The organism is Planktophila warneckei (SeqCode) (assembly GCF_965234675.1).
Classification (GTDB): Bacteria; Actinomycetota; Actinomycetes; order Nanopelagicales; family Nanopelagicaceae; genus Planktophila; species Planktophila warneckei.
Window position 1 is genome coordinate 310,661 of sequence record NZ_OZ248350.1, and the last position, 21,451, is coordinate 332,111.

Here is a 21,451-nt window from a genome sequence, read left to right on the forward strand (position 1 = left end):
TGCCGTAGGCTAACGCCATGTTCTTCGACATCGGTGCTGGCGAGATTCTTGGTCTTGCGATTTTGGGCATGATGCTGGTTGGTCCAGAACGATTGCCAAAGCTGGCCGTAGAAGCTGCCCAATGGGTTAAGAAGATTCGCGGTCTTGCAACAACTGCAACTGCAGAGCTTCGTGAAAACCTAGGGCCAGGCTTTGAAGATTTACAACCGAAGGATTTGAACCCAAAGACTTTTATGAAGAAGCAGGTTGCTGATTTGTTGGATGAAGGAACTCCAAAGGCAAAAGTAAATCGTCCAACAGCAATGATTGATCCAGATTTGTTATGAGTTTAACTGACCAGTTAGTCGAAGCTTTATCAAAGGTACAAGACCCAGAGCTTCGTCATCCCATTACCGATTTAGGAATGGTTGAAGATTTAGCAGAAAACAATGGCGCGGTCACAGTAAAGGTTTTGTTAACGATCTCAGCTTGCCCAATGCAGGATCGACTTCGTACAGATGTAACGACTGCAATTGAATCTGTTGCTGGTGTTAAATCAGTCGATTTAACCTTTGGCGTAATGACTGAAGAACAACGCAACAATGTAAAGAAGATTGTTCGTGGTGGTCGCGAAAAGTTCATTCCCTTTGCACAGCCTGATTCATTAACACGTGTTGTTGGTATCGCTTCAGGTAAGGGCGGAGTTGGAAAGTCATCGGTTACTGCAAATCTTGCAGTTGCTGCCGCAAAAAAGGGTTTGAGCGTTGGAATCTTGGATGCCGATGTTTATGGCCACTCAATTCCACGTTTAATGGGCTTGATGGGGCAGCGACCAACTGCGATCGATCAGATGTTTATTCCGCTTGAGTCCTACGGCGTAAAGACCGTTTCGATGGAGATGTTTAAGCCTGAACGCTCAGATCCCGTTGCTTACCGTGGGCCATTGCTGCACCGTGTTCTCGAGCAGCTGTTGTCAGATGCGTACTGGGGCGATTTAGATCTCTTGCTCATCGATTTGCCACCTGGAACAGGTGATCTTGCGATTTCATTGGGACAGTTAATTCCTACCTCTGAAATCGTGGTTGTAACAACCCCACAAATTGCTGCAGCTGAAGTTGCTGAACGTGCTGGTCGCATCGCTCACCAAATTCACCAACATGTCATTGGCGTTATTGAAAACATGTCTGAATTTCCTTGCCCATCTTGTGGTGAGCCAATGTCACTATTTGGCGAAGGCGGGGGAGAAGAGACCGCTCGCCGATTATCAGTACTAGTAGGCAGCGATGTCCCACTACTTGGAAAGATTCCGTTTAGTCCAGCTCTTCGTACCGGTGGAGATGCGGGTGCGCCAATTGTTGATGCAGATCCCACTTCAGTTTCAGCGGTTGCTATTTCAGAGATCGCAGAAAAACTTGTTAAGCGAAGTAAATCTTTACTCGGAGTCCGATTGGGTATCTCGACGTAACTCTTTTGCAAGCTCTTCAACAAGATCTGCAAGTTCACTGCGCACAAAGTCACGTGTAGCAACTTCACCCAACGAATTACGTAATGCAGCAAGTTCGCGAGTTAAGTACTCGGTATCTGCAATAGAACGCTCATTCTGTGCACGATCTTCATTGAGCTGAATACGATCGCGGTCTGCCTGGCGGTTTTGTGCAAGCAAGATTAGAGGTGCTGCATATGATGCTTGAAGAGAAAGAATCAAAGTTAAGAAGATGAATGGATAATCATCGAAACGAAGATTTGTAGGTGCTACTGAGTTCCACAAAACCCAGAACATGACAAAGAAGGTCATGTAAACAAGAAAGCGTGCAGTACCTAAGAATCGCGCAAAGCGCTCAGAGAGACGACCAAATGCTTCAGGATCGTAATTTGGGCGAAGAGAACGACGAGTCTCGCGAGGAGTATCTAATCCATTGTTACGTGCCATTTTTCGACCTCCTTACAAATTCTCTGTTTTGAATGCGACTGGTGAATTTTCGCGGTGATCATGACGCCAGTTTTCCGGCAACAAGTGATCGAGCACGTCATCAACGGTTACTGTGCCCAGCAGACGCTCATTTGCATCAACTACAGGCAGTGACAACATGTTGTAACTAGCTAAGTATGAAGAAACCTCATGCAGGGATGCATCTGGATTAACACCCTTGGAATCAGTATCAACGATTGAGCCAAGCAGAGTTGCTGGCGGTTCACGTAACAAACGCTGGTAATGAACGACTCCGATAAAGCGACCTGTTGGAGTTTCAACTGGCTGGCGACAGATATAAATCTGTGAAGCAAGGGCAGGAGAAATCTCTTTTTGGCGAACAGCGGCAAGTGCATCAGCAACAGTTGAATCTGCGGTCAGCACAATTGGCTCTGTCGTCATCATTCCGCCAGCTGAGTAATCCTCGTAATTCATCAGGCGCAAAACATCTTCAGCATCCTCTGGTTCCATCAAATCTAGAAGTGCATTTGCACGCTCTTCACCAACTTCGCGAAGTAAGTCTGCTGCGTCATCAGGATCCATCTCACCGAGAACATCTGCTGCGCGCTCACCTTCGAGCTCGGCAAGAAGTGCCACTCGATCTGTTTCATCCATTTCTTCCAAAACATCTGCAAGACGCTCATCATCAAGTGCGCTTGCAACTTCAATGCGACGCTTAGGTGCAAGGTCCTGCAACACGGCAGCAAGGTCAGCTGCACGGAGATTTGCAAGGGTGGACATTAAGTTTGCAACACCTTGATTTTGTTCAGTGCTTGCAAAACCTGTGACCTCTTCCCATGCAACAGTTGATGTCGCACCTTTACGACGCAGGCCACGGCCACGACGCATGATGTGGACACGATTGATTAACCAATCACCTGTGCGGGTTTGTTCCATGCCCATGTCTTCAACAACAACAGCTTCACCATTGTCGATCAAAGTTATTGAGCGATCCAACATCTCGCCTAAAACCAAAACTTCACCTGGACGGGTTTCAAAGCGGCGCATGTTTACTAAACCAGTAATTACAACTGCACCACTTTCAATTGACGTGACTCGTGTAATCGGAACAAAAACTCGGCGACGCAATGGAACTTCAACTACTAATCCCAGAATTCGTGGTGGTTGATTTGTAGAACGAAGGGTCGCGACAGCATCTCGCACCTTTCCTACTGGATCACCATTAGGGTCAAAGACCGCGGTACCTGCAAGACGGGCGAGAAATACTCGGTTTAAGAGATTGCCGCTCATGGGATAAGGGTACCTTTCTCTTATGAGCGCAGGCGAATCATTAAATGACGAATCAGTGAATATTGATCATCACACAGCCATGCCTGCACGCCCCGATCTGATTCGACTAGGAATTGGAATTATCGGAATTGGTACATCAGGTCCATTAATTGCACTGAGCACAATGCCGGTTCTGACATTGATCTTTTGGAGAAATCTTGGCGGATCATTGATGACCCTTCCATTTGCTATCCGACATTCACGCGATAGGGCCGGAGTTAAATGGGCTGTTATCGCAGGCGTTGTATTAGCTCTTCACTTCGTAGGATTTTTCCTTGCGATGAGAATGACATCTGTTGCTGCAGGTACCGCTTTAGTTGCATTGCAACCGATCTTTGCAGCCTTATTTGTAAAGCTATCTGGTGGACATATCCCATCAACAGCATGGCTGGGAATGATCGTTAGTTTTCTTGGAGTTGCACTTGTTTCAGGTGTGGATTTACAGATCTCATATAGATCATTTTTAGGAGATCTTGCAGCGATTATTTCAGCGGCTTTAGCAGCGGCGTATGTAATGGCAGGATCTAAGGCTCAACGAACTTTAGAGACAACAACGTACACAACTATTTGCTATTTCATTTGCTCTATAACAGCACTACCGATGGCATTAATTGCTGGTAACCAGATATTTTCCTTTAGCGCAAAGGAATGGTGGATCCTTTTAGGCCTGATCCTTGGCGCTCAGCTACTTGGCCACTCCATGTTTAACTCAGCGCTCAAGCGAGTTTCACCTGCAATTGTTTCTTTAATTGTGTTCTTCGAAGTTCCAGTTAGCGCAGTGTTGGCAGCGTGGTGGCTTGGTCAAACTCCACCAATGGGAATTATTCCTGGAATCATTTTGATTCTTGCTGGTTGCGTTTTGGTTGTAACTAGAACTCGCGGTGCTGCGCGTGATTGACCTTCACACTCATACAACCTGTAGCGATGGAACTGATTCTCCCCGCGAACTAGTTAACAAAGCCATAGTTCAAGGCTTGCACGTACTTGGAATTTCAGATCACGACACAACTTCGGGCTGGGAAGAAGCAACGCAAACCCTTCGGGGCTCATTGCAACTGGCGCTTGGTGCTGAAATTTCATGTCTAACTAGTGATGGCGTCAGTGTTCATATGCTGGGTATGTTGTTTGATCCTAAGCACGCAGAAATGCAGCAAGTTTTGGAAGAAACACGTGATGGCCGCCTGCCCCGCATGCGAAAAATGATTGAAAAGATGCGTGCAGAGGGCATGGATATTTCAATTGAAGATGTTGAAAAAGCGATGCCAGCTGGAGCAACTATGGGTCGCCCTCACCTTGCAGATGCGTTAGTTGCAAAGAAGATTGTTAAATCACGAGATGAAGCTTTTATCGATCTTTTACATAATGATTCTCGGTTTTATGTTTCACATGCGGCTCCAACGCCAGCTGAAGCAATTGCTTTAATTCGCAGAGCTGGGGGAGTTGCAGTAATCGCGCATCCCTTTGCATCACATCGAGGACAAATCCTTCAATCTGAGGATTTTGCTGAATTAGTTGCTGCAGGACTCAATGGAATTGAGGTTGATCATCGAGATCAAAACCCCGATGAGCGTGCCATGTTACGGGTGATTGCGCGTGAACTCGATCTTGTTGTGACAGGAAGTAGTGACTATCACGGCACCGGAAAACTTAATTCGTTAGCGGAAAACCATACTCATAGGGAACAATGGGAGAAGTTAGAAGCACAAGCTAATGCACGGAGGGTTGTTACAGCATGAAGAACATCGGAGCATTAACTTTTGCCGTTCAATCATTTGTTACCTTATTTGTGATTATGGATCCACCTGGTGCAACACCTATTTTTCTTGGTTTAGTTGCTGAAAAGTCACCACGCGTACGTCGCATCCTTGCGGTTCAGGCGGCAGGTGTTTCACTGCTAGTTATTTCGATTTTTGCACTTTTTGGTCGTGCAATCTTGAATTACTTAAATATTTCGATGGAAGCATTACAAGCAGCAGGTGCAGCGCTTTTACTTTTGGTTGCATTGGAACTTCTTACAGGTAATGCAAAGAAGCACGGTGATGATGGTGATTCCAACGTCGCTTTGGTGCCACTAGGTACTCCGATTTTGGCTGGCCCAGGTGCAATCGTTGCAACGATGATCTTCGTTCAGCAAGCGCAGACTCCAACAATGGTGGCTGGTCTTGCAGCCGCGGTTGTTGCTGTACACATTGCTATTGCTGCAATTTTGATGGCATCAACCACGATTTTGAATGTGATTAAGGAGTCTGGCGTTACCTTGGTCGCACGAATTGCAGGTCTACTTCTTGCAGCAATTGCTGTGCAGATGCTGGTTGATGCGATTCGGGTGTTTGCCGCCGCTTAGTTGGCTTTAAACTTTTTAGTACGAGTGCGTGTTCGCTCTGTTCGTACCTTTGGCGCTTCAGTCTTTGCCTTTGCTGGTCGTGAATCCTTTGATTCAACCTTTGCAACTGGCTTAGCTTTAACCATTCGCCCATTTGAACCTGCTGGAATATTGAGAATCTCGTAGAGATGTTCTGATGATGAGTATGTCTCTTCAGGTTCGCCAAGCCCAAGTTCAAGTGCTTGATCAATCATCTTCCAACGAGCAAGCTCATCCCAATCCACAAATGTGACTGCAATTCCATGAGCACCTGCACGTGCGGTACGACCGACACGGTGAACATAAGTCTTTTCATCTTCAGGACACTGATAGTTGATCACGTGAGTGATTCCATCGATATCAATTCCGCGCGCAGCAACATCAGTTGCAACAAGCACATCTGATTTACCTGCCTTGAAATCACTTAATGCTTTTTCGCGTGCACCCTGGCCAAGATCACCATGAATTGGTGCAGCCTTGAATCCTCGCTCAATTAAATCTTCAGCGGTCTTTTGTGCTGTGCGCTTTGTGCGACAGAAAACCATTGTTGGTCCACGACCATCTGCTTGCAAAATACGCGCGAGCATTTCGATTTTATCTAATGCGTGCGCACGCAACACATGCTGCTTAATTCGTGTAACTACAGATCCTTCATCTTCGCTGTCTTGCGTGCGGATATGAATTGGTTGATTCATAAATCGACGAGCAAGCGCGATGATGTCTCCGGGCATAGTCGCCGAGAAAAGCATTGTCTGAGCACGATTTGGAGTGCTGGAGAGGATCTTTTCAACATCTGGCAAGAAACCAAGATCCAACATTTCATCTGCTTCATCTAATACTAGGCGTGAAACCTCTTTCAGCTTTAGCTGACCTTGGCGCGAAAGATCTAGTAGTCGTCCTGGAGTTCCAACAACAATTTCTACACCTGCCTGAAGAGCTTCAATCTGTGGCTCAAATGCGCGTCCGCCATATACAGCAACTGTGCGAATTCCGCGGTTAGATGCAAGCTCTTCAATGTCTCGTGTTACCTGCGTACATAGCTCACGTGTTGGAACAACGATCAAAACTTGTGGCAAGCCCTTGTTAGCAAAATCTGCCCACTCAACATCATTAGGAGCAATGACGCGCTCGATTACAGGAATACCAAATGCAAGAGTTTTTCCGGTACCCGTCTTTGCTTGCCCGATGACATCGCCATCTGCCAATGCAATTGGTAAAACCATCTCTTGAATTGCAAAAGGAGCTAAAAATCCGTGTGCGTGTAAAGCCTCAATAGTTTGGCTGCGCAGGGGCAACTCTGCAAATGTTGGTGACATGTTTATTTAATCCTAACGATATTAATTGCGTGGAAAACCTGAAATGCCTCGCCACATGAGGTTGTGAACTAACGCCACAGCATCCTGTCGACTCAACTTGCTATCTCGTTCGAGCCAGTGACGAGCAGTTACTTGCGCATAACCAATCATTCCAACACCCAAAAGCATTGATGCCTCTTTTGGTAGGCCAGTATCAATTGCGATAACTGCACTAGCTGCAGCTGCACAATCATAAGTCATTCGATTAAGACGTTCACGAACCTGTGGTTCGACGCTCATATCGCTTTCAAATAATAAGCGGAATGCTTCACCCTCTTTTTCAATGAAAGCAAAGTAGGCATCAACAGTTGCATGCACACGATCTTTATTGTCTGGAGTTGAAGCAATCGCCTTTTGAATCTCAAAAACTAGTGAATCGATGTGAAGATCTAGAACAGCAAGGTAAAGCTCTAGTTTTGATGGGAAGTGCTGATACAAAACTGGCTTTGAAACATTTGCGCGATCTGCAATTTCATCCATGGCAGCTGAGTGATATCCAGCAGCGGTGAAGACTTCAAGTGCTGCAGATAACAACAATGCACGGCGCTCATCGCGAGGCAAGCGCGCCTTGTTTGTTGTGTCTACGTTACTCATTGGCGTAATCGTACGGCAGAATTACTCATCATGAACCGCCCTTATGAAGGAATTCGAATCCTGCTTGTGCACGCACATCCAGATGATGAGACCATCAATAACGGCGCAACCATGGCTTTATACGCAGATAAAGGCGCTAAAGTAACTCTCATTACCTGTACACGTGGTGAAGAGGGCGAAGTGTTGGTTCCTGGACTGGCCCATTTAGCCAGCAGCGATCAAGATCTTCTCGGAAATCATCGCGAAACTGAATTAGCGCTAGCGATGAAAGCATTAGGAATTGCCGATTACCGTTTTCTTGGAGCGCCTTCAGTTAAATTCCGAGATAGCGGAATGATGGGAACTGAGCCCAATAATCGTCCAGATGTTTTCTGGCAGGCAGATTTAGAAACAGCTGCAAAGATTCTTGTTGAAGTAATTGAGGAGATTAAGCCGCACATCTTGATTACCTACGATGAGTTTGGTGGATATGGCCACCCTGATCACATTCAAGCTCACCGCGTAGCGATGCGCGCATCAGAGCTTTCAACATGGCAGATACAAAAGATTTATTGGAACACAATGCCTAAATCTGTAATCGCACAAGGCATGGAAAAGATGAAGGAGATCGGTTCAGATTTCTTTGGAGCCGAAAGCGTTGATGACATTCCTTTTGCAAAGGATGACGAGTTTGTAACAACCCTTATCGATGGTCTCGCATACGTTGACAATAAAATGGAAGCGATGAAAGCGCACGAAACTCAAATTGCATTAGATGGACCCTTCTTCGCCTTGTCTAATAATCTCGGGTTACAAATCTGGGGCGATGAGTACTACACCTTGGTTAAAGGCACCAAGACCGGGCCCTTTGATTCTTATGGTCGCGAAACTGATTTAACTTCTGGCGTAATACTTTAATGAGATACCTATACTCATTAATTCTTGGTGCTGCACTTGGCGCAAGCTCTGTTTTTATTTATAGCTTGTATCCACCATTTGGATTAATTATTTCCATTGCAGCTAGCTGTCTTGGCGTGTGGGCTGCGGGCCGTATGTGGGGCAAGAGAATTTACAAAGCTATTGCTTCTGCAGCGTGGGGATTTGTGGTTCTGCGCGCCGGGTTTCCAGGAATTAATGAAGAGTATTTGATTCAAGGCAATTCAACAGGAGTTTCACTTATTAACTTTGGATTTATCGCAATTGTGATTGCAATTCTGGCACCTCTTTAAGACCAGCTTTGCCCATCTTTTGTATCTTTAATCTCTAGACCAAGTGCCTCAAGTTGAATTCGAAGTTGATCACTATCTGCCCAACGCTTTTCCGTTCTGGCGGTTGCTCGTTGCTCAAGTAGAGATTCCATCTGAGGGGTCAAGAGTTTTTGTGCTACCTCGCGTGCAAGATCTAAGCCAAGGACTTGATCAGCAAACAGGAACAACTCGCGGCGATTAGGTAGTTCGGATTTTTCAATTTCTCGTAATCTCAAGATTGCGCGAGGCGTATCTAGATCATTTGATAACGAATCCGCGATTACTTGATCAGGTGATTTTTCCTGTGTATCGCCCCATTCGCTCATCTTTGTGCGCCAACGAATTAAAGTTTCATGAGCAGCTTGAATTGAACTCCAGGTTAAATCCATTTGGGATCGGTAACGGTTTTCTAGGAAACATAAACGCAAAGCAAGTGGATCAAACCCCTTTGCGATTACATCTTCGATCAAGACCACATTGCCCGAACTCTTTGACATCTTTCTACCTTCAAAAAGCAGATGTTCTCCATGCACCCACAGATCAACCGCTTCCTTGCTAATAACAGCGTTGGATTGAGCGCGCTCATTTTCATGATGAGGGAAACGCAGATCGATTCCACCAACATGCACATCGACATGGTTAGCTAATAAATCTAAGGACATTGCAGAGCATTCGATGTGCCATCCCGGAAATCCTGTACCCCATGGCGATTCCCACACCATCTCGGTTCGATCTCCGGCAGCTTTCCATAGCGCCCAGTCGGCGTGAAACTTTTTTGCGCCATCGTTGTGATACTCATACCGATGACCTGGCTTGAGTGAATCAAGTTTGTTGCCACTGATTGCACCGTACCCTGCAAATTTTTGGGCTTCAAAGTACACAGAACTATCGCTACCAATGTAAGCAAAACCTGTATCGATCAGTTTCTGAATCATGGCTTGCATTAACTCAATGCTCTCGCTGGCACGAGGGTAATTACTTGCTGGAATAATGTTTAGACGTTTGAGATCTACATGGAATCGCTCTTCATACTTTCGAGCAATTTCAAATGGATCAACCTTTTCAACCTTTGATTGCTCCAACATTTTGTCGTGCTCAACAAAATCTTCAGACATATGTCCGACATCGGTAATGTTTTGAACTGCATGCACCTTCAAGCCTTCAAGTATTGCAACGCGGGCAATCAAATCCGACAATAAGAATGTTCGAAGATTTCCTACATGCGCATCTCGGTACACGGTTGGACCGCAGCAGTACATGGTCATTACGCCACTGGTCGCTCCGACCGCTTTTAATTCACGAGATTTAGTGTCATAAATTTTCATGTGCGCTCTATAACCTCGCGCCAAATGAAGATCGATTCATGTGAGAACTCAATCAACTTTCCATGGCGATTTCGTAGTGAAAATGGAGTCTCAAGATGGCCAACAATGTCTCGAAACCCACCTTCAGGATCATGGAGCCGGATAGTCACCCTTTTGCCGATTAAATCCGCAAAGGTGGCTTCAAGCTCTGTAGGCATATGAGAACGATAAACCGTGCTGGTAAATATCGCGCTGCGACCTGAGTTCGAGTTAGAATTCCCCGGTACCTAACTCGCTACACACTCTGGAGGCCGCTCGTGACCTATGTGATCGCTGAACCTTGCGTCGATGTGAAAGATAAATCTTGCATCGAAGAATGTCCTGTTGACTGCATCTACGAAGGCGCGCGAATGCTGTACATCCAGCCAGATGAGTGTGTTGATTGCGGCGCATGCGAACCTGTGTGCCCAGTTGAAGCGATTTACTACGAAGATGATGTTCCAGGTCAGTGGAAAGATTTCAGCAAGGCAAACACTGAGTTCTTCATTGAAATTGGATCTCCTGGTGGAGCAAGCAAGGTTGGCCCAACAGGAACCGATCACGCATCAGTCGTAGCACTTCCACCAAAGAGCGAGTAATTATGCGGGCCCAGCTCCCAGATTTTCCTTGGGATGCATTAGCACCGTATGGAGACAAGGCTCGATCACATCCCAAAGGGATTATTGATCTTTCGCAGGGCACCCCTGTTGACCCAACTCCAGATTTCATTCAAGCTGTTTTTCGCGATGCATCTAACTCACCAAGTTACCCAGTAACAGCGGGAACTCCCGAGCTACGTGCCGCAATTAAAAAGTGGGCAACTGATCGTTTAGGTGCAACAGGTGAGTTTGATGTTCTGCCACTGATTGGCTCGAAAGAACTTGTTGCATGGCTTCCTACATTTTTAGAATCAACAAAGGTTTTAATTCCTGAAATTGCATACCCGACTTATCACGTTGGCGCATTACTAGCCGGCGCGCAATCAATTCCGGTAGGAATTGATGCAAAAGCTTGGCCGGCTGCAGATTTAGCGTGGTTGAACTCGCCATCAAATCCAACAGGTCGCGTGCACAGCGTTGATGAGATCAAAGAGTGCATTAACTGGTCTCGCATTAATAAATCAGTTCTTATCTCTGATGAATGTTATTTAGAGTTTGATCAAACAGCCCATTCCTACTCTGTACTTTCTCAAACCGGGGGAGACAACACAAATATTCTTGCTGTGCACTCATTATCAAAGCGTTCATCAATGGCTGGATACCGTGCGGCATTTATGGTTGGTGACTCAGCGCTGATTGCAAAGATTCGCGAAATCAGAAAGCACGGCGGAATGATGGTTCCGTTGCCAGTTCAAAAAGCAATGACAGTTGCCTTGTCCGACGACAAGCATGTTGCCGAACAACGTGCACGTTATAACGCTCGTAAAGATGTATTGCGCCCTGCACTTGAGGCGGCAGGATTTACCGTTGAATTTAGTAACTCAGGTTTGTATCTATGGTGCACACGCAATGAAGATGCCTGGACAAGTGTGGCTTGGTTGGCAGATCGTGGAGTACTCGCAACTCCAGGAAGTTTCTATGGCGAGCTAGGTGCCCGTCATATTCGCGTAGCAATGACCGCATCAGATGCTCAGATTGCTGACGCTGCTGCTCGAATTCAGGGATAACTATGGCTGTTGCAATTTTGCTAGTTGGTGGCTTTGGCACACGTCTTATGCCACTTACGAAAAACACCCCAAAACCAATGCTTACAGTGGCTGGAATACCAGTAACAGAGCATCAAATTGCAATGGCAAAAGCTGCAGGGATAACTGAGATTGTTTTAGCAACCTCGTACCTTTCTGAAATTTTTACTCCGTACTTTGGCGATGGATCCAAGTGGGGAATTAAAATTAAATACGCTGTAGAAAAAGAGCCATTAGGTACGGGCGGTGCAATTAGAAATGCCGCGCAACTTTTAAGCAGCAATGAATCAATCGTGATTCTGAACGGTGATGTATTGAGCTCGCATGACCTGGCGGAACAAATTCGACAACATGAGGCCCACGATGCAGATGTAACTTTGCATTTAACCCAAGTTGAAGATGCTCGTGCATTTGGTTGCGTTCCCACAGATGATCAAGGTCGGGTCACAGCATTCTTGGAAAAGATGGACAATCCAATTACCAACCAAATTAATGCCGGTTGCTATGTATTTAATCCACGCGTACTTTCAACAATTCCGCTAGACACAGTTGTTTCAGTCGAACGTGAAACCTTTCCGCAGTTAGTTGCAAACAACGCGGCAGTTTATGGTTACGTAGAAAATGCGTATTGGTTAGATATTGGAACTCCACGTGCATTGCTAAAAGCCTCGATTGATATCGTGCACAAAAGCGGTGAATCATTAGTGATGCCCGGCGCTCAAATCGATCCAACCGCCACTATTTCTGGTGGAAGTTGCGTAGGGCCAAACTCTGTTGTCGGTCCCGAGGTAAGAGTTGAAGGCTCGATTATCGAAGCTGATGTGGTCATAGAAAAAGGTGCGATTATCACCAACTCCTTTGTCGCAGCGGGTGCACATGTCGACAAAGGGGCTGTAATAGGCTCAGCTTTTGTAACAATTGGAGAAATTCTGCCGATTCCGCAGTAATTCATGCGTAAATGGTCATGTGGATGACCAGATCAGGGCTTGACAGCGGCGAGTTACAAGCGTGTAATTCACTCCTAAGCACGTCTTTTCCAAGAGGGATGAGACAACGAAAGCTAATGGAGCATCGACGTTATGCCGATTCAACCCGCAGCCCAGAACTCCCCAATCCCCACTTCAGGTCCAACAGTCACACTCGCTTCAGGTGAAAACATGGAGCTCTCCTGGCAGGAGCGCGCACTATGTGCGCAAACCGATCCAGAAGCATTCTTTCCAGAAAAGGGCGGATCAACCCGCGAAGCAAAGCGCGTATGCCTTTCTTGCGATGTTCGTTCAGAGTGCTTGGAATATGCACTTGCTCATGATGAGCGCTTCGGAATTTGGGGCGGATTATCAGAGCGCGAACGCCGTCGTCTAAAGCGTCGCTCTGCGTAAGGCATTCTCCTTATCTCTTTTGAGATAGTGAGTTGTTTCTATGTCTTCCCATAACGCGGTAGATAAACATCGCGTAACAGCAGTTCTTGTTTCCCACAATGGGGCACTGTGGTTACCCGAAGTTGTTGCAGCTCTTAATTCACAAACGCGACCAATTGATGCGATTACTGCGGTCGATACTGGTTCGGAAGATTCATCAACAAAGTTATTAAAGTCTGCGCGAATTCCATTTTTCACAACTGATCGCGAAACTGGTTTTGGTCAAGCGGTATCGCTTGCGGTAGATAAATTACCTGCATCAATCGACAATGAATGGATCTGGTTGATCCATGATGATTGTGCACCTGCTCCAGATGCGCTCGCAGAATTATTGCTTGCAGTAGATGATCGCCCACAAGTTGTCATGGTTGGACCTAAGTTATTAGGTTGGCATGATCGAACACATTTACTTGAAGCTGGAATCAGTATTGCCGGTAACGGTGCGCGTTGGACCGGTTTGGAACCACTGGAATATGACCAAGGCCAACACGATGGCATTCACGATGTTTTAGCTGTTAGTACCGCCGGAGCACTTATTCGCCGAGATGTTTTTGAAGAGCTCGGTGGGCTTGATCAAAATCTTTCGCTGTTCCGCGATGATGTGGATTTTGGCTGGCGAGCTCGAGCAGCAGGACACTCAGTAATTGCGGCAACTTCTGCCATCGCATTCCATGCGCAAGCAGCTGCAACTGAACGCCGAAGCATTGATGTTGAAGGCGCTTTCTTGCACCGTCCACTTTTACTTGATCGACGCAACGCGGCATATGTTTTGCTCGCAAACTCTTCCTGGTGGATCTTGCCGTGGATCGCACTACAACTATTGGGATCAGCCTTTGCCCGCGCTGTTGGCTACTTATTGGCCAAACTTCCTGGCTATGCAGCTGATGAAATTCTGGCAATTGCAACTTTATTTATTCGACCAGGCCAGATCCTTGAAGCTCGAAAGGTTCGTAAGAAGCAACGATTTATCTCTGCGCGAGTAATTGCTTCATACATTCCACCACGTTGGTCTCAATTAAGACTTGGTTCAGAACGTATTGTCGAAGCTATTCGAAATAAAGTCTTTCCTGAAAGCACAGTTCAGTCATCATCAATATTAGATTCAAATGAAGATGAAGATTTATTAACCCCTGTAAATACAAGTAACTGGCTATCAATCTTTAAGCGCCCAGAGGTTTTGGGATTTCTCGCACTAGCAGTGATCACACTGATCAATTCACGCAATCGATTTGGTGCTCTGGTTGGCGGAGCGCTTCCAATTTCACCTGCGGGAGCGACAGATTTGTGGAGCACCTACTTTGAATCATGGCACCAGGTTGGACTTGGCTCTGCATCTGCGACTCCACCATGGGTAGCAGTTACCGCCATCGCTTCATTACTAGTTTTTGGAAAAGTACAACTGCTCATCACTCTCTTCTTTTTGATCGCACCATTGCTCATCATGTGGTCAGGATTTAATTTGCTCAAACGACTTACAGCTAATAATTGGATTTCGACCCCTGCCGCCTTTTTGTATGCGATTTCTCCAGTATCAATTGCGGCTATTAGCACTGGACATATCGCAACATTATTAATTTTGATGCTCGCACCATTTATCGCCCTGCTTCTTCATGACTGGTGGGGGATTGAAAAGCACAGCTGGAGAAAAATCTTCGCTATCTCGCTTCTTCTGTCCTTACTGTATGCATTTACGTTAATGAGCTTTGTAATTGCATTGTGCGCATCTCTTGTGGTTGCACTCGATAACTTCGAGCAGTACTCGGTAAACGGAAATATAAAGTTATTTAAAGAACAGTTATTAAAGAGATCAGCTTTAGTTTTTGTGCCCTTCTTTGTTAATGCTCCGTACTCGCTTGAAGCATTAGTTCATCCAAGTCGCTTCTTATCTGAACCAGGATTGCTTATTCCAGGAGGCGGCCCGCTAGCTGTTTTACTAGGTTCGCCAGGTGGAACAGGATCACTTCCGTTGTGGCTCATTAGCCCAATTCTCTTGGTCTTAGCTGTCTCGCTGTTCTCATCCACCCATGCACGACAAATCGCTGAGTACGGAATTGGATTTTTAATTCTCGCGGTTCTCTTTGGATCACTTTCCATCTCTTCACATGGAAATGAGAGTAGTACAAAGGTATGGGCAGGCCCAGTTCTTTCTGTAGTTACCTTGGCAGCAATTGCGGCCGGAACTGTGATGCTGGATCGCTTAAGAGAAACTCTTGTTCTGAGCCATATTCACTATCGCCACTATTTATCGGCGTTGCTTTTGTTCGCAACTGTTGGGTATGCAGTCATGACGGTTGGCCACTCCTTAACAGCGGGCGCGAACTCACTTGTTCAAGCAAATCGTTCAACGGTGATGCCAGCTTTTTTAAGCGTTGAGGCAGATACCAAGATTTTGGTACTTCGCGAAGTGGGTAGCGCTGATGACAAGAAAATTCAGTACTACATCTCTCGTGGAGATGACATCTCACTTGGAGAGCCAGATGTTGCGCCACAACAAAATCAAGTTATTGCAACTGCAGCTCGTGCACTAATTGATGGTTCTGGTATTTCTAGTAGCAAGGTACTGGGCGATTACGGAATCAAATATGTTTACGTTAAGAATCCTTTTAAGAAAGAGATCGTTAGATCTATTGATGGCCTTGGTGGTTTTACCCGAACTTCTGCAACTTCATTAGGTGTTGTTTGGCGAGTGAGCGAGCCAACTGGCCGCCTGCTCTTTATTAATAAAGATGGCGTGAGAACTGTTTTGCAAGCTGGAGATTTTGGTGCGCGAACATTTGTTCCAGGACCTGGGCAGTTAGTGCTAACAGAAACCTTCAACCGCTCATGGCAAATTCTAGAAAATGGATACCGTTTAGATCGCGGCAAGAATGAACAAGGCCTACCAACATTTACTGTTACAGAAGCTGGAGAAATTTCACTACTTCACGATGGAACTGTTAGACGTGGTTGGCTTTCACTTCAGTTCATCGCCTTTGTTGTAGTCCTCGTAATGGCATTGCCCGCGGGTCGCCGCAAGCGTGAAATCTCGGAAAAGGAGTTGGCATGAGTTTTAATCGCCCGCTTAAATTCCTTGCCGCGCTGCTAGCTGCAGTAAGTGTTGCAAGCTTGCTTACCGTTGCCGTGACTAAGAAGAGTTATTCCGAAAGTTATCCAGCGGTCGTTTGTCCTCCAACGCTTGCAGGACTTGGTTCACAGATCTCACTTTCTTCAAAGAAGACTCCTTTCCAGCGATTGCAAAATCGCACGACAAAGACGGCACCAGTAAAGTTTTTACGTCTTCCTGTTCTTAAAGACTCACTTGTCATTAGCTCCGAAGGATCAACACCAGTTGCCTGGCAAAGCCGTAGCGGAAGTTGGGCTGGTGGTGCGTTGTGTAGTGGTCCGCAAGCCTCGCAGTGGTTCTCAGGGGGAAGCGCGGATATAACAACTAAGGGCAAGTTGATAGTGATCAACAGTGGATTAAGTGATGCGGTTGTAGAGATTCAGGCATTTACTGAAAATGGTAAGCAGCCGCTGAAACCAATCAATGTGTACTCCAAGAGTTATGTAACTATTCCGATTGATTCATTAGCACCTGGTGATAAGACACTTGCAGTTCATGTCTTGCCACGATCTGGACGAATCAATGCTTTTATGATTGATGAGCAAGGTAAGGGGTTGCGCGCACTTGGTGGAGATTTTGTTAACCCTGCAAGTACTGCAAGCAAGAATGTTGTAATTGCCGCAATTCCAAATCAAAAAAGCAAAAAGCCAAACAAGTCAGCAGCAGCCCCACATGTCCTTCGTTTATTAGTCCCAGGGGATGTCGATGCAAATGTGACCGCTGAAGTTTTATCTGCAGATGGTGTGTTCGTTCCGGTTGGACTTAACTCACGTTCGATCGCCGCTGGAATTGTTGGTGAAATTGATTTCACTCCTAATATTTCCTCATCGGCATTTGCACTTCGAATTACATCTAGCGAACCTGTTATTGCATCTGTTCAATCTTCTGTTGTCATTGGCGGGCGCAAGGATTTCACCTGGAGCACAGCAAGCCCTGAATTAACCCCGCTGACAATTGCTATTACAGGGTTAACTCCATTGATCGTATTTGCGGGATCCGAGATCAATGTGGCGCTCGATGTCACTTTGATTAATGGAAAAACAGTTCGTGAGCAGGTCAAGGGAAGCGATATCGCCTTGTGGAGAGCGCCAGCTGCGGCTCGATCTTTCACAATTACACGCACGGGCAAAGCGACCTATGCCGGCGCACTGGTTTCTTCTGTAAATGGCTATGGCTTCTTCCCAATTGCACCTGGCAGCCAATTAACAAAGATTGAACTTCCAGATTCAAATATTCGCGTCTTAAATCCCTGACAATCCCAAGTTTTACTTCCAAAGCCCACTAATGTTTCTTATATGAGAACTCAGGGTGGTCGCGGTTGTTCACGCGCAGGATGTCGTTCAGCGGCAACTATGACCCTGACTTATGTTTATTCTGAATCAACTGCAGTGGTCGGGCCCCTTGCTACATTTTCTGAACCACATGCATATGATCTTTGTGCCGTGCACGGAGAACGATTAAAGGTTCCTCATGGTTGGAATGTTATTAAGCAAGAACTAGATGGATTGCATCAGGGTCCAACAGATGATGATTTGATGGCAATTGCAGATGCGGTTCGTGAAGTTGCATCACGCGAAATTGAAGTTGATGTACCAGTTGAAAGTGCAACTGCTCAACAGCAAATCGGTCGACGCGGACATCTTCGCGCAGTTCCATCGTAAGAAGTATGTGATGCACGAGTTCGCACATATTTTTAAAGCGTATGACATCCGCGGTTTAGTTGATGTCGAAATTGATGCAGATTTCACCTTTGCTACAGGTGTGGCATTTGCACGTTTCTTACAAATTGAACGAGAGCCAGGCACCATCGTTATTGGTGAAGATATGCGACCTTCTTCTCCAATTCTCGCCGAAGCATTTTCAGCTGGTGCCACCTCGCAAGGTATGGATGTAATTCGTATCGGTTTAGCATCTACAGATATGTTGTATTTCGCCTCAGGAAAGCTGGGGCTGCCAGGTGCAATGTTTACCGCTAGCCATAACCCTGCCGAGTACAACGGCATCAAGTTATGTCTTAGCAATGCACGTCCGATCGGAAAAGAGTCGGGCTTACTTACAATTGAAAACTTCGTGCGTGAAGGTTCGCCAATTGCACTTCGAAATGTTGGCGTCGAAAAAGAGCGAAATATGTTGGATGAATACGTCGACCACCTTTTAACGCTGGTAGATATTAAGAATATTCGCCCGTTAAAGGTTGTTGTAGATGCCGGAAACGGAATGGCTGGGCACACCGCTCCCGCAATCTTTGCTCGACTAAATTGTGAAGTTATTCCGATGTACTTTGAATTAGATGGAACCTTCCCTAATCACGAAGCAAATCCATTGGATGAATCAACGCTAACGGATCTGAAGAATGCGATGAAGGAGCACAAAGCTGATCTTGGGCTAGCTTTCGATGGAGATGCGGATCGTTGTTTCTTAGTTGATGAACGAGGTGTCGCGGTTAATCCATCAGCACTTACCGCACTAATCGCGCATCGCGAACTAATAAAGCATCCTGGTTCTTCAATCATTTATAACTTAATTTCTTCACGTGCTGTTCAAGAGGTTATTGATGAAAACGGGGGAGTTGGATTACGTAGCCGTGTTGGCCATTCATACATTAAGAAGATGATGGCTGAAAGCGGTGCGATATTTGGCGGAGAGCATTCTGGTCACTTTTACTTTAAAGAGTTTTGGCGTGCAGACTCAGGGGCGTTAGCGGCCCTTCATGCAATCGCAGCTTTGGGTGAGAGCTCTAAAACGATGTCTGAACTTTTGGCACCATATAACCGTTACGTTGCTAGTGGTGAAATTAATTCAAAGGTAGCTGACACAAAAGCTGCAACTGAGTTAGTTGAGAAAACTTATGGTTCTGACGAGGTGAAAATTGATCATCTTGATGGCTTAACTGTGAATGGTGACACCTGGTGGTTCAACCTTCGACCATCTAATACCGAACCCCTGCTTCGACTAAACGTTGAGGCTTCAACACAGGCTCAAATGGAGACTGTGCGTGATGCGGTTCTCTCGCTTATTCGCGGCTAATACCCGTTTTCCATTACGACCTTTTCAACCGCCCACGGTAATCTTTGCCCATAGCCGCCTAGCACAGTAGAGCCCTACGCCTTAGGTATCCAAACATTTATTTTGATTACCTCTTAAGGAGATTTTCGTGAACGTTCCAGTAACAGCAACTCTTCCAAAGCATGACATTGCTGATGCTTCACTTGCAGCAGAAGGTCGCAAGCGCATCGAATGGGCAGAACGCAACATGCCTGTACTTGCTCAGATTCGTGAGCGCTTTGAAAAGTCACAGCCATTCGCAGGTGTTCGTATCTCAGCGTGCATGCACGTAACAACTGAAACAGCTAACTTGATGCGCGTGCTTAAGGCAGGCGGAGCAGAGATCGCTCTTTGTGCATCAAATCCTTTGTCTACACAGGATGACACAGCGGCAGCTCTTGTACACGAGTACGGCATTTCAGTATTTGCTCGCAATGCAGTTGATCGTGATGGCTACTACAAGCACATCAACGCTGCACTAGATATCGAACCACACCAAGTATTTGATGATGGTTGCGATCTAGTAAACACACTTCACACAACTCGTAAAGAATTAATTCCAAATATCACTGGTGGTTGCGAAGAGACAACAACTGGAGTTATTCGCCTGAACCAGATGGCTAAAGATGGCGCACTTCAGTTTCCAATGATTGCTGTGAATGACACAGATACAAAGCACATGTTCGACAACCGTTATGGAACAGGTCAGTCAACACTTGATGCTGTTTTCCGCGCAACTAACTTCTTGCTTGCAGGTCGTGTACTAGTTGTAGCTGGTTTCGGATATTGCGGTAAGGGTGTTGCAGAACGCGCAAAGGGTATGGGCGCAGATGTAATCGTTACTGAAATTGATCCAACTAAGGCACTTGATGCAATGATGCAAGGCTTCCGCGTGATGCCAATGATCGATGCAGCAAAGCTTGGCGATGTTTTCATCACTGTTACAGGTAACCGCGATGTACTTCGCGATGAGCACTTTGCAGTTATGAAGGATGGCGCAATCATGGCTAACTCAGGTCACTTTGATATCGAAATCGATGTTGCCTGGCTTGAACAGAATGCAAAGACAAAGAACTCAAAGATGCGCCACCAGACAGATGAATATGTCCTTGCAGATGGGCGTCGTTTGCTGCTTCTAGCTGAAGGCCGCCTGGTAAACCTAGGTGCTGCTGAAGGTCACCCAGCATCAGTAATGGATATGTCATTCTCTGATCAAGCTCTCACAGCTGAGTACCTTGTTAAAGAAGCAAAGAACTTGAAGCCAGGTGTACACGATGTTCCTTCATACATCGACAAGGAAGTTGCTGCACTTAAGTTAGTAAGCATGGGTGGACGCATTGATGTGCTAACTCCTGCACAGGATATGTACCTGAACTCTTGGGAGCACGGTAGCTAATGACATTAGTTATGGTCGTCGATGACGACCAGGATCTTGCGGAGATGCTCGGCATCGTATTAACCGGTGCCGGCATCGACGTAGATCTAGTAAGCCGTGGCGATGAGGTAATGGATGTTTTCCATAACAACCCACCTGATTTAGTTCTGTTGGATGTTATGTTGCCAGGACTTGATGGAATCGAAGTGTGCAAATTAATTCGCGCAGAATCAATGGTTCCAATCGTCATGCTTTCAGCTAAGGGTGATACCCAAGATGTTGTAAAAGGTTTAGAAGCAGGTGCTGATGATTACATGGTGAAACCATTTCGCCATCCTTCAGAGCTCATTGCTCGTATTCGCACCCGCTTGCGTCGTACAAATGCCGATGTATCAGGCTTACTTACTATTGGCGATCTCGCAATTGATGTTCAAGCACATCAAGTGTTGCGTGCTGGTAAGCAGATTCAATTAACGCGCCTTGAATTTGATCTCTTAGTTGCACTTGCGAAGGAGCCAGGCCGGGTATTTACTCGTGACGCTTTGCTCAGCGAAGTCTGGGGTTATCGCCATTCAACAGATACCCGCCTAGTAAATGTTCACGTTCAGCGTCTTCGTTCAAAAATTGAACACGATGCAGAGCACCCTGAAATCGTCATCACTATTCGCGGTGTTGGTTATAAAGCTGGAGTGATGGGCGGTTCCTAAT

At 46.1% G+C, this 21,451-nt stretch carries 23 protein-coding genes; 17 read left to right on the forward strand and 6 right to left on the reverse strand.

What is annotated here, in order from left to right:
- Positions 1-17: 17 nt before the first annotated feature.
- On the forward strand, positions 18-326 hold the full coding sequence (locus AC8GFU_RS01710) for a twin-arginine translocase TatA/TatE family subunit (RefSeq protein ID WP_506626780.1): 309 nt from the start codon (positions 18-20) through the stop codon (positions 324-326).
- Positions 323-1,444 carry an Mrp/NBP35 family ATP-binding protein gene (locus tag AC8GFU_RS01715; protein ID WP_506626781.1) on the forward strand — a complete coding sequence of 374 codons (1,122 nt, stop codon included), beginning with the start codon at positions 323-325 and terminating at the stop codon, positions 1,442-1,444. Before AC8GFU_RS01710 ends, AC8GFU_RS01715 begins: the two co-directional genes overlap by 4 nt.
- Here the strand turns inward: AC8GFU_RS01715 and AC8GFU_RS01720 are convergent.
- Entirely contained in the window at positions 1,412-1,909 is a 498-nt protein-coding gene (locus tag AC8GFU_RS01720) for a DUF1003 domain-containing protein (protein WP_506626782.1), read from the reverse strand. The two genes, AC8GFU_RS01715 and AC8GFU_RS01720, sit on opposite strands and share 33 nt — an antisense overlap.
- Before the next feature lie 12 nt (positions 1,910-1,921).
- On the reverse strand, positions 1,922-3,199 hold the full coding sequence (locus AC8GFU_RS01725; RefSeq protein WP_506626783.1) for a magnesium transporter MgtE N-terminal domain-containing protein: 1,278 nt from the start codon (positions 3,197-3,199) through the stop codon (positions 1,922-1,924).
- A gap of 22 nt (positions 3,200-3,221) precedes the next feature.
- Between AC8GFU_RS01725 and AC8GFU_RS01730 the strand changes: the two genes are divergently transcribed.
- Genes AC8GFU_RS01730 through AC8GFU_RS01740 form a run of 3 tightly spaced genes read left to right on the forward strand, consistent with a single transcriptional unit; the run spans position 3,222 to position 5,582 of the window.
- Entirely contained in the window at positions 3,222-4,136 is a 915-nt protein-coding gene (locus AC8GFU_RS01730) for a DMT family transporter (protein ID WP_506626784.1), read from the forward strand.
- Positions 4,129-4,974, forward strand: coding sequence for a PHP domain-containing protein (locus tag AC8GFU_RS01735; RefSeq protein WP_506626785.1), 846 nt, complete (start codon positions 4,129-4,131; stop codon positions 4,972-4,974). The genes AC8GFU_RS01730 and AC8GFU_RS01735 overlap by 8 nt, the downstream gene beginning before the upstream one ends.
- Positions 4,971-5,582 carry a MarC family protein gene (locus AC8GFU_RS01740; RefSeq protein ID WP_506626786.1) on the forward strand — a complete coding sequence of 204 codons (612 nt, stop codon included), beginning with the start codon at positions 4,971-4,973 and terminating at the stop codon, positions 5,580-5,582. Before AC8GFU_RS01735 ends, AC8GFU_RS01740 begins: the two co-directional genes overlap by 4 nt.
- Here AC8GFU_RS01740 and AC8GFU_RS01745 read toward each other — a convergent pair.
- Together AC8GFU_RS01745 and AC8GFU_RS01750 are read right to left on the reverse strand one after the other, a co-directional pair.
- A complete protein-coding gene (locus AC8GFU_RS01745) occupies positions 5,579-6,916 on the reverse strand; it encodes a DEAD/DEAH box helicase (protein ID WP_506626787.1) in 1,338 nt (445 codons plus the stop codon). The two genes, AC8GFU_RS01740 and AC8GFU_RS01745, sit on opposite strands and share 4 nt — an antisense overlap.
- 21 nt (positions 6,917-6,937) lie before the next feature.
- Entirely contained in the window at positions 6,938-7,549 is a 612-nt protein-coding gene (locus tag AC8GFU_RS01750) for a TetR/AcrR family transcriptional regulator (RefSeq protein WP_506626788.1), read from the reverse strand.
- Between the two features lie 30 nt (positions 7,550-7,579).
- On the opposite strand from AC8GFU_RS01750, the gene mshB reads away from it, so the two are divergent.
- Both mshB and AC8GFU_RS01760 read left to right on the forward strand, forming a co-directional pair.
- Complete coding sequence (gene mshB / locus AC8GFU_RS01755) at positions 7,580-8,446, forward strand: N-acetyl-1-D-myo-inositol-2-amino-2-deoxy-alpha-D-glucopyranoside deacetylase (protein WP_506626789.1); 867 nt, start codon at positions 7,580-7,582, stop codon at positions 8,444-8,446.
- Positions 8,446-8,757 carry a hypothetical protein gene (locus AC8GFU_RS01760; RefSeq protein WP_506626790.1) on the forward strand — a complete coding sequence of 104 codons (312 nt, stop codon included), beginning with the start codon at positions 8,446-8,448 and terminating at the stop codon, positions 8,755-8,757. Before mshB ends, AC8GFU_RS01760 begins: the two co-directional genes overlap by 1 nt.
- On the opposite strand, the gene cysS is transcribed toward AC8GFU_RS01760, so the two are convergent.
- The gene (gene cysS / locus AC8GFU_RS01765; RefSeq protein WP_506626791.1) at positions 8,754-10,100 is read right to left on the reverse strand and encodes a cysteine--tRNA ligase; all 1,347 of its coding nucleotides are present in this window, start codon (positions 10,098-10,100) and stop codon (positions 8,754-8,756) included. The genes AC8GFU_RS01760 and cysS overlap by 4 nt on opposite strands.
- Positions 10,097-10,297 (reverse strand): hypothetical protein, encoded by a 201-nt coding sequence (locus AC8GFU_RS01770; protein ID WP_506626792.1) that lies wholly within the window; start codon positions 10,295-10,297, stop codon positions 10,097-10,099. The genes cysS and AC8GFU_RS01770 overlap by 4 nt, the downstream gene beginning before the upstream one ends.
- Before the next feature lie 99 nt (positions 10,298-10,396).
- Between AC8GFU_RS01770 and fdxA the strand changes: the two genes are divergently transcribed.
- The 10 genes from fdxA to mtrA all read left to right on the forward strand — a co-directional run bounded on the left by fdxA (position 10,397) and on the right by mtrA (position 21,450).
- A complete protein-coding gene (fdxA, locus tag AC8GFU_RS01775) occupies positions 10,397-10,717 on the forward strand; it encodes a ferredoxin (protein ID WP_506626793.1) in 321 nt (106 codons plus the stop codon).
- 2 nt (positions 10,718-10,719) lie between these two features.
- Positions 10,720-11,784 (forward strand): succinyldiaminopimelate transaminase, encoded by a 1,065-nt coding sequence (dapC, locus tag AC8GFU_RS01780; protein WP_506626794.1) that lies wholly within the window; start codon positions 10,720-10,722, stop codon positions 11,782-11,784.
- 2 nt (positions 11,785-11,786) lie between these two features.
- Positions 11,787-12,749 carry a nucleotidyltransferase family protein gene (locus AC8GFU_RS01785; protein ID WP_506626795.1) on the forward strand — a complete coding sequence of 321 codons (963 nt, stop codon included), beginning with the start codon at positions 11,787-11,789 and terminating at the stop codon, positions 12,747-12,749.
- Positions 12,750-12,959: 210 nt separating this feature from the next.
- The gene (locus tag AC8GFU_RS01790) at positions 12,960-13,181 is read left to right on the forward strand and encodes a WhiB family transcriptional regulator (protein ID WP_506627163.1); all 222 of its coding nucleotides are present in this window, start codon (positions 12,960-12,962) and stop codon (positions 13,179-13,181) included.
- A gap of 40 nt (positions 13,182-13,221) precedes the next feature.
- On the forward strand, positions 13,222-16,266 hold the full coding sequence (locus AC8GFU_RS01795; RefSeq protein ID WP_506626796.1) for a glycosyltransferase: 3,045 nt from the start codon (positions 13,222-13,224) through the stop codon (positions 16,264-16,266).
- Positions 16,263-17,576, forward strand: a complete 1,314-nt coding sequence (locus tag AC8GFU_RS01800; protein ID WP_506626797.1) for a DUF5719 family protein — start codon at positions 16,263-16,265, stop codon at positions 17,574-17,576. The genes AC8GFU_RS01795 and AC8GFU_RS01800 overlap by 4 nt, the downstream gene beginning before the upstream one ends.
- Positions 17,577-17,618: 42 nt before the next feature.
- Positions 17,619-17,984, forward strand: coding sequence for a DUF3499 domain-containing protein (locus tag AC8GFU_RS01805; protein ID WP_506626798.1), 366 nt, complete (start codon positions 17,619-17,621; stop codon positions 17,982-17,984).
- A 10-nt stretch (positions 17,985-17,994) separates the two neighbouring features.
- Complete coding sequence (locus AC8GFU_RS01810; RefSeq protein ID WP_506626799.1) at positions 17,995-19,350, forward strand: phosphomannomutase/phosphoglucomutase; 1,356 nt, start codon at positions 17,995-17,997, stop codon at positions 19,348-19,350.
- Between the two features lie 127 nt (positions 19,351-19,477).
- Positions 19,478-20,764 (forward strand): adenosylhomocysteinase, encoded by a 1,287-nt coding sequence (ahcY, locus tag AC8GFU_RS01815; protein ID WP_506626800.1) that lies wholly within the window; start codon positions 19,478-19,480, stop codon positions 20,762-20,764.
- On the forward strand, positions 20,764-21,450 hold the full coding sequence (gene mtrA / locus AC8GFU_RS01820) for an MtrAB system response regulator MtrA (protein ID WP_506626801.1): 687 nt from the start codon (positions 20,764-20,766) through the stop codon (positions 21,448-21,450). The genes ahcY and mtrA overlap by 1 nt, the downstream gene beginning before the upstream one ends.
- Position 21,451 lies beyond the last annotated feature (1 nt).

Bases quoted from the DNA above. Each gene is read 5' to 3' on its own strand.
- AC8GFU_RS01710 (WP_506626780.1), top strand. From the start codon at position 18: ATGTTCTTCGACATCGGTGCTGGCGAGATTCTTGGTCTTGCGATTTTG.
- AC8GFU_RS01715 (WP_506626781.1), top strand. From the start codon at position 323: ATGAGTTTAACTGACCAGTTAGTCGAAGCTTTATCAAAGGTACAAGAC.
- AC8GFU_RS01720 (WP_506626782.1), bottom strand. From the start codon at position 1,909: ATGGCACGTAACAATGGATTAGATACTCCTCGCGAGACTCGTCGTTCT.
- AC8GFU_RS01725 (WP_506626783.1), bottom strand. From the start codon at position 3,199: ATGAGCGGCAATCTCTTAAACCGAGTATTTCTCGCCCGTCTTGCAGGT.
- AC8GFU_RS01730 (WP_506626784.1), top strand. From the start codon at position 3,222: ATGAGCGCAGGCGAATCATTAAATGACGAATCAGTGAATATTGATCAT.
- AC8GFU_RS01740 (WP_506626786.1), top strand. From the start codon at position 4,971: ATGAAGAACATCGGAGCATTAACTTTTGCCGTTCAATCATTTGTTACC.
- AC8GFU_RS01745 (WP_506626787.1), bottom strand. From the start codon at position 6,916: ATGTCACCAACATTTGCAGAGTTGCCCCTGCGCAGCCAAACTATTGAG.
- AC8GFU_RS01750 (WP_506626788.1), bottom strand. From the start codon at position 7,549: ATGAGTAACGTAGACACAACAAACAAGGCGCGCTTGCCTCGCGATGAG.
- mshB (WP_506626789.1), top strand. From the start codon at position 7,580: ATGAACCGCCCTTATGAAGGAATTCGAATCCTGCTTGTGCACGCACAT.
- AC8GFU_RS01760 (WP_506626790.1), top strand. From the start codon at position 8,446: ATGAGATACCTATACTCATTAATTCTTGGTGCTGCACTTGGCGCAAGC.
- cysS (WP_506626791.1), bottom strand. From the start codon at position 10,100: ATGAAAATTTATGACACTAAATCTCGTGAATTAAAAGCGGTCGGAGCG.
- AC8GFU_RS01770 (WP_506626792.1), bottom strand. From the start codon at position 10,297: ATGCCTACAGAGCTTGAAGCCACCTTTGCGGATTTAATCGGCAAAAGG.
- dapC (WP_506626794.1), top strand. From the start codon at position 10,720: ATGCGGGCCCAGCTCCCAGATTTTCCTTGGGATGCATTAGCACCGTAT.
- AC8GFU_RS01785 (WP_506626795.1), top strand. From the start codon at position 11,787: ATGGCTGTTGCAATTTTGCTAGTTGGTGGCTTTGGCACACGTCTTATG.
- AC8GFU_RS01790 (WP_506627163.1), top strand. From the start codon at position 12,960: ATGGAGCTCTCCTGGCAGGAGCGCGCACTATGTGCGCAAACCGATCCA.
- AC8GFU_RS01795 (WP_506626796.1), top strand. From the start codon at position 13,222: ATGTCTTCCCATAACGCGGTAGATAAACATCGCGTAACAGCAGTTCTT.
- AC8GFU_RS01800 (WP_506626797.1), top strand. From the start codon at position 16,263: ATGAGTTTTAATCGCCCGCTTAAATTCCTTGCCGCGCTGCTAGCTGCA.
- AC8GFU_RS01805 (WP_506626798.1), top strand. From the start codon at position 17,619: ATGAGAACTCAGGGTGGTCGCGGTTGTTCACGCGCAGGATGTCGTTCA.
- AC8GFU_RS01810 (WP_506626799.1), top strand. From the start codon at position 17,995: ATGCACGAGTTCGCACATATTTTTAAAGCGTATGACATCCGCGGTTTA.
- mtrA (WP_506626801.1), top strand. From the start codon at position 20,764: ATGACATTAGTTATGGTCGTCGATGACGACCAGGATCTTGCGGAGATG.